Origin of the sequence: Burkholderia sp. Se-20378 (assembly GCF_017104665.1) — a bacterium.
In the GTDB taxonomy this organism is placed as follows: Bacteria; Pseudomonadota; Gammaproteobacteria; order Burkholderiales; family Burkholderiaceae; genus Burkholderia; species Burkholderia lata.
In genome coordinates this window covers 1-3,707 of sequence record NZ_JAAGPG010000714.1, presented here as the reverse complement: position 1 = coordinate 3,707, position 3,707 = coordinate 1, and the positions used below count along the sequence as shown (strand labels likewise).

Annotated in this window: 5 protein-coding genes; all 5 read left to right on the top strand. The window is 69.9% G+C overall.

The genetic code is table 11. The features are described 5' to 3' along the window. A partial coding sequence (locus G3N93_RS36470; protein ID WP_206135186.1) for a serine hydrolase occupies nt 1-808 on the top strand: 808 nt, incomplete at its 5' end. Nucleotides 809-851: 43 nt separating this feature from the next. Further along, nucleotides 852-1,085 carry a hypothetical protein gene (locus tag G3N93_RS36465; RefSeq protein ID WP_174942966.1) on the top strand — a complete coding sequence of 78 codons (234 nt, stop codon included), beginning with the start codon at nt 852-854 and terminating at the stop codon, nt 1,083-1,085. A gap of 72 nt (nt 1,086-1,157) precedes the next feature. After that, nucleotides 1,158-1,613 carry a MarR family winged helix-turn-helix transcriptional regulator gene (locus tag G3N93_RS36460; protein WP_174937432.1) on the top strand — a complete coding sequence of 152 codons (456 nt, stop codon included), beginning with the start codon at nt 1,158-1,160 and terminating at the stop codon, nt 1,611-1,613. Between the two features lie 67 nt (nt 1,614-1,680). Further along, nucleotides 1,681-2,244 (top strand): isochorismatase family protein, encoded by a 564-nt coding sequence (locus tag G3N93_RS36455; RefSeq protein ID WP_174942964.1) that lies wholly within the window; start codon nt 1,681-1,683, stop codon nt 2,242-2,244. Then, nucleotides 2,241-3,695 carry a DHA2 family efflux MFS transporter permease subunit gene (locus tag G3N93_RS36450; protein ID WP_206135185.1) on the top strand — a complete coding sequence of 485 codons (1,455 nt, stop codon included), beginning with the start codon at nt 2,241-2,243 and terminating at the stop codon, nt 3,693-3,695. Before G3N93_RS36455 ends, G3N93_RS36450 begins: the two co-directional genes overlap by 4 nt. The last annotated feature ends 12 nt before the right edge of the window (nt 3,696-3,707 follow it).

Below are 3,707 nucleotides of genomic sequence, written 5' to 3'. Positions count from 1 at the left end.
CGCCGTGCGCCCGCGCCCGGCCGCCAAGCCGCGCCTGATGGCGAGCTGCGGCTACAGCCCGCGCGCGGTCAACTCCCTGCATTCACGCGCGGCCTACGTGCTCGACGTCGACTCCGGCACGCCGCTGCTGGCCCGCAACGCACGCACGGTGCGGCCGATCGCGTCGATCTCGAAGCTGATGACGGCCGTCGTCGCACGCGACGCCGACCGTCCGCTGAACGGCGTGCTGCGCGTCACCGCACACGACCGCGACACGATCAAGTTCACCGGGTCGCGCCTGCAGGTCGGCTCGGAACTGTCGCGCCGCGAGATGTTCCATATCGCGCTGATGTCGTCGGAAAACCGCGCGGCCGCCGCGTTGAGCCGCGACTATCCGGGCGGACGCGCCGCGTTCGTCAAGGCGATGAATCGCGAAGCGCGCCGGCTCGGCATGCGCCATACGCACTTCCGCGAGCCGACCGGCCTGTCGCCGCACAACGTGTCGACGGCGGAAGATCTCGCGAAGCTCGTCGGCGCGGCGGCGCAGGATCCGCTGATCCGCTATTTCTCGACGGATACGTCGACCACTGTGCGCCCGGGCGACGGCGAGCTGCTGTATGTGAATTCCGACCCGCTCGTCCGCTACCGCCGCCTGCCGATCCGGCTGCAGAAGACCGGCTTCATCAACGAGTCGGGGCACGGCGTCGTGATGCGCATGCGTGTGAAGGGCCGCCGCGAAACGGTCGTGCTGCTCGGCGCACCGACGCGCGCGGGCGTCTCGAGCGATGCGATCAAGATCCACCGCTGGCTGTCCTGCTCGATCCAGTAAGCGCGCACGGGCGGCCGGCGCGTTCACCTCCGGGAGCGACGCCATGCAGGACGAATACCGCTTCAACGCATTCGGACGGCTGCTGGCCGTCGTGCGCAACAACGGCCGCTGGGCCGTGTTCGATCTTGGCACCGAAGGCAAGCGGCGCCCGGCCGACCTGCACATTCCGTCCGCGCTCGCCGTCGACGAACTCGCGCAATACCTCGGCGACCTGCTGCACGAGGACGCGACCCCGAGATACAGCGAAGTCGTCCCGGTCCCGCTCCGCAACGCGTAATCCCCCTCCTGCTGCACCCCGACTCGGCAGACAATTCGACAGTTAAACTTGCAAGTTTAACTGTCGTGTCCTATGATCCGCCGCATGAGCCCGCCACGCAAACCCGGCGTTTCTGCCGACATCGTCGCCGCCGACCTGACCCTTGCAGTCGGCCAGTTGATCCGCCGGCTCCGCTCCGAGATCGAATCCGGCGGGCTCGGCATGTCGCAGACGAGCGCGCTCGCGCGACTCGAACGGCACGGGCCGATGACGACCGCCGACCTCGCGCGCGCTGAAGCGATGAAGCCGCAGTCGATGAAGGCGACGCTCGCGAGCCTCGAGGAAGACGGTCTGGTCGAACGCGAACCGCATCCGACCGACGGCCGCCAGATCCTGTTCCGGCTGACCGCGGCCGGCCTCGACGCACGGCTCAAGCGCAACGCCGCGAAACACCAGTGGCTCGGCGCCGCGATCGAGCAGCTCGATCCCGACGACATCGACACGCTCGCCGCCGCGATCCCGCTGATCCGCCGCATCGGCGAGCAATGAATCCGGCCAGCGCGCTCCACGGCATTCGCGCGCACGGCTTTCTTCGTCCCTTTCACGGAGTCCCATCATGAGCGCAACCCGTCTCGACACGAACACGGCCCTCGTCGTCATCGACCTGCAGAAAGGCATCGTCGCCCTCCCCACCGCGCACCCGGTCGAACCGGTGATCGCGCACACCCGCACGCTGCTCGACGCATTCCGCAGCCGCGGCCTGCCGGTCGTGCTCGTCAACGTCGCGGGCGGCGCACCGGGCCGCACGCAGCAGCAGGTGCGCCTGGACGCCCTTCCCGCCGACTGGGCCGAACTCGTGCCCGAACTGAACCGGCAGCCGGGCGATCACCTCGTGACGAAAAAGACCTGGGGCGCCTTCACCGGCACCGACCTCGATGCGCACCTGAAGGCGGCCGGCGTCACGCAGATCGTGCTGACCGGCGTCGCGACGAGCATCGGCGTCGAATCGACCGCACGGCAGGCGCATGAACTCGGCTACAACGTCACGCTCGCCGTCGACGCGATGACCGACCTCAACGCGGACGCGCATGTGAACAGCGTCGAGCGACTGTTCCCGCGCCTCGGCGAGACGGGCACGACGCAGGACATCGTCGCGCTGCTCGACCAGCGCGGCGCGTGAGCGACCCGCGCGCTCGGCCAGCGCAGGGCCGCGCGGCCGGCCGGCCCGATCCGTCGATCTGGAAGGTCAGCGCGGTCGCGGTGCTCGGCTCGCTGCTGTCGCCGCTCGACGCGACGATCGTCAACGTGTCGCTGTCGAGCCTCGCGACCGACCTGCACGCGAGCCTCGCGACGATCCAGTGGGTGACGAGCGGCCACCTGCTCGCACTCACGCTGGTGCTGCCGCTGAACGGCTGGCTCGTCGACCGGATCGGTGCGAAGGCGCTGTATCTGTGGTGCTTCTCGGCGTTCACGCTCACGTCGGCGCTGTGCGGGCTCGCGTGGTCCGCGCCATCGCTGATCGCCTTCCGCGTGCTGCAAGGCGTGAGCGGCGGGCTGCTCGCGCCGATGGCGCAGATGATGATCGCGCGCGTCGCCGGCCAGCAGATGGCGCGCGTGATCGGCTACGCGGCCGTGCCCGTGCTGCTCGCGCCGATCCTCGGCCCGGTCGTTGCCGGCGCGATCCTGCAGCACGCGTCGTGGCGCTGGCTGTTTCTCGTGAACCTGCCCGTCGGCGTACTCGCGCTCGCGCTGGCCGTACGGTTCCTGCCCGGTGACCACGACGAAACGCAGCCGCGCGAACTCGACTGGGTCGGCCTGGCGCTGCTGTCGCCGGGGCTCGTGCTGTTCCTGTACGGCATCGAACGGATCAACGAAGCGCTCGGCATCGCGGCGATCGTCGCGGCCGCGCTGTTGCTCGCGGCGTTCCTGCGGGTCGAAACGCGCAAGGGCGACCACGCGCTGATCGACCTGGCGCTGTTTCGCGGCAAGGTGTTCGGCGCGGCCGCGTCGACGCAGTTCCTGTCGAACGGCGCGCTGTTCGCGGGCCAGATGCTGATTCCGGTGTTCCTGATCCAGGCCTGCGGCCGCACGCCCGGCGAAATGGGCTGGCTGCTCGCGCCGATGGGGCTCGGCATGCTCGTCACCTACCCGTCGATGGGCGCACTGACGAGCCGGTTCGGCGTGCGGCGGCTGGCTGCCGCCGGCGCGTTGCTCGCGCTGTTCGCGACGCTGCCGCTCGTGTTCCTCGCGCTGACCGGCTACGATCCGATCCTCCTCGTGCCGGCACTGTTCCTGCGCGGCATGGGTCAGAGCGCGATCGGCGCACCGTCGATTTCCGCCGCGTATGCGTCGGTCGAGCGCCGCAACCTGCCGATGGCGACCACCTCGCTCAATATCGTCCAGCGTCTCGGCGGCCCGACGTTCACGACGGTCTGCACGCTGTTCCTCGCCTGGCGGCTGCAGGCCGAATCGGTGGCGAGCGGCGGCACGCAGGCCAACGCGTATGCGTGGGCGTTCGGCCTGCTTTGCGTGCTGCACGCGGCGAGCTTCGTCACGACGCTGCGGCTGCCGTTGTGGTCGGCCGGTGCGGGCGGGAAACCTGCCGGCGCCGCGCACGCCGGTTCGCGCTGACCGCGGACGCTG